This is a genomic window from Allocoleopsis sp. (assembly GCF_036703385.1).
Classification (GTDB): Bacteria; Cyanobacteriota; Cyanobacteriia; order Cyanobacteriales; family Coleofasciculaceae; genus Allocoleopsis.
The window spans coordinates 1-2,600 of sequence record NZ_DATNPA010000280.1 but is presented as its reverse complement, the minus strand read 5'-3'; the positions used below and the strand labels follow the sequence as shown (position 1 = coordinate 2,600).

Below are 2,600 nucleotides of genomic sequence, written 5' to 3'. Positions count from 1 at the left end.
CGTACCTCCAGAAGTTCGCAGTCGCTACCCAGAGATTGAGTGGCGAAAAATCTCTGGACTACGTGATGTCCTGGCTCACGCCTACTTTAGCCTGGAAAACGAAACCCTCTGGGATATTGTGTAAAACAAAGTACCGCCCTTGCTCGTACAGGTGCAGCACATACTAGAGATGGACTTTGGCAATGAATAAGAAATCACGCTTCAACCGATTAGAGAAATAGCGATCGCATCCTATCAACTTCAGTAAGGGAGAAACGCGATCGTAACGGGAGCATCCCAATTTTACAACTTTCTCCAAAAATGAACGGCAGAATGAGGCTTTCAGAGAGTAGTAGGAATGTTTTTGCACATTTTGGATGCTCCCAGCGTAACCAGCTAACCCTTGAGATTTTTTGAACCCTCTTAAGAAACAAATCCCCAAACCCATATTAGTTAAGGATTTTGGGAATTTTGTTTCTTTCATTACATAATGGATGCGATCGCGTTCGTTAGAGGCTTAAGGCTGACAAAATTGATTCCCTATCGAGGCCAAACCTTAACGGCAATGTCAGCTAAATACTTACCACGGCGTTGAATCTCATCCACGTTCCATGTTTCCACATTTTTAAAGTACTGATTATCTAAGGTAAGGGCGCTAGTTCGCAGGTATGATAATTTATCACTAAAAGAATTGTTAGACATCTCAGAATTATAAGAGGAAGGAGTAAGGGTCAAGTTTCCTAGCGTGTTAAGCCAGCGTTTGTGTACTTCATCAGCATTAGCTCCTAGCCGGGTTCGCCACTCATCAGTCAACTTCTGAGGCATAATGTGTTCCAAGGTGAGGTCATCTGTTTTCACCTGAAACTTAGTTAGGGGTTCCGCCAAACTTCCCAATAATAGCTTTACCCTACTCCTGTCAATTTTCACAGTGTTTTCAATGATGCTCCGACGAAACTCGTCGTCGTCAGGCCAGAAGTAAGATTTGCTTGTAGTCGGCAACCTCCTTAACTTTTCTCGTAAAGCACTGGCAAAATCACTGAGGCTGTACTCCTCCCGTAGCTTCTTTGCATCTTGATACAATCCGTTAAAGACTTTGTTCATTTGAACAGAAGTCAAGTCTCCAAGTATACGACGCACATAGTAAGACTCTACATGAAGCAGTGCTTGCTCAAATTCTTTTAAAGAGAGTTGTTTTTTTTCATAATCTCTACAAAGGTTGAGCAGAAGGGGATGGCAATTCTTGAGTTCTAATAGTTTCAGTCGTTTAAATCCACGCTGCAAAATAGCATCCGGTTCTGTTTTTTCAGGAAAACAGATGCGTATATAATACTTAGCAAACTGATGAAATTCTTCTAATGTAGCTAGAATTTCATCTAAATTTTTCTTTTTATCGAGGCTTCCCTTGAGTGTCTGATAAGTCTTATCCTGGCTGATATTTCCGCCTTCTTTACGTAGGTAACACTAAAATGCTCTAGTGAGTTCTTTTAAATATTGCTCGTCACCCGCATTAACTTTGAACTGTTCTTGTAGTGGCAACCATATTTTTTCGTAACTTTCTTCTCTTCGTTGTTTATCCAGCTTCATAAAGAAGTAGTTACGTAGCAAATCAGCCTGAGTGAGAGGTGCGCCTTTATGATTTAAGCTTTCAAAGATAATGTATGGATTGTCTCTGTCGTCCAACGTTATGCTGACTAATGTTAGCTTCTCCAGAACCACATTTTTAAATTTGGCTAGGTCGATAGGGGCGTTATCCTCCTCTATGTCACCATTTTTTAGTTGATTCCCAAAAAACTTAAAGGTTTCGTATATTAGGCTTGTGCTTTCATTGATGTGGCCTTCAACAACTTTCTGATAGACTTCTTGGTCAGCCTGAGTAGGCAAAATTTTATAATGGGCATCACCTTTTTTATATCTATTAATTAAATACAGTTCTTGTAATTCTGCTGCGGATTCAGAGTCCTGTTCTTTCAAGTGTTCTCGTAGCGCAGCCAGAAGCAAGGAAAGTGTGGTGAGGCGCTGCTGTCCGTCAATAAGAAGAAATGGAGAAATGCCATCTGGTGTGCCAGGTATTGCCTGAGTCACAATTGGCCCCAAGAAGTGGTTGTCTTCATGCTCGTGGTATATCTGCATGATGTCTTCCCAGAGAGCCTTCCATTCCTTCTTTGACCATGAGTAAGGTCTTTGAAAGAGCGGAATTTGGAACTGTTTACCGCCTTCCAGCAATTCACGGAGCTTGGTTTCCGATGCCTTCACGTTTAATAGCCTCTTTATCTTGCCTCTATCAACGTTAACTTAGTCAATAAGAAAGTTAAGAGGGCTTTGGTTCCAGTATCTGTTCACGTCCTGCCTCTAGCTGCCCTTAATCACATGACAGCAAGCTGACTTAAGCCAACCGATTGAGTTTGCCAGCTAAGCGATCGCACTCCGCCTCATTGTCTCAAAAGCCTCGATACAAACGCCCTTCCCGTAACTGCACAACAGGCTGTCTTGACATCTGCACCAGTTGCTCATCATGAGTGGTGACAATCACCGTTGCCCCCATCCCATTCAGTTTCTTGAGAATATTTAATACCTGCCGAGAATTATCGGGATCGAGGTTACCCGTTGGTTCATCCGCCAGC

Annotated in this window: 3 protein-coding genes and 2 pseudogenes; 1 reads left to right on the top strand and 4 read right to left on the bottom strand. The window is 42.3% G+C overall.

Features of this window, described 5'->3' with window-relative positions:
• Nucleotides 1–121, top strand: a pseudogene (locus V6C93_RS38235) (DUF86 domain-containing protein); the annotation flags it as partial.
• Nucleotides 122–163: 42 nt separating this feature from the next.
• Here the strand turns inward: V6C93_RS38235 and V6C93_RS13435 are convergent.
• The 4 genes and pseudogenes from V6C93_RS13435 to V6C93_RS13420 form a co-directional block, all read right to left on the bottom strand.
• Nucleotides 164–463: a hypothetical protein gene (locus V6C93_RS13435; RefSeq protein WP_333477163.1), complete on the bottom strand. Its 300-nt coding sequence runs from the start codon at nucleotides 461–463 to the stop codon at nucleotides 164–166.
• Between the two features lie 56 nt (nucleotides 464–519).
• Nucleotides 520–1,260 carry an HNH endonuclease family protein gene (locus V6C93_RS13430; protein ID WP_333477162.1) on the bottom strand — a complete coding sequence of 247 codons (741 nt, stop codon included), beginning with the start codon at nucleotides 1,258–1,260 and terminating at the stop codon, nucleotides 520–522.
• Nucleotides 1,261–1,440: 180 nt separating this feature from the next.
• Nucleotides 1,441–2,232: a DUF262 domain-containing protein gene (locus V6C93_RS13425; protein WP_333477161.1), complete on the bottom strand. Its 792-nt coding sequence runs from the start codon at nucleotides 2,230–2,232 to the stop codon at nucleotides 1,441–1,443.
• 184 nt (nucleotides 2,233–2,416) lie between these two features.
• Nucleotides 2,417–2,600 (bottom strand): annotated as a pseudogene (locus V6C93_RS13420) (cell division ATP-binding protein FtsE); the annotation flags it as partial.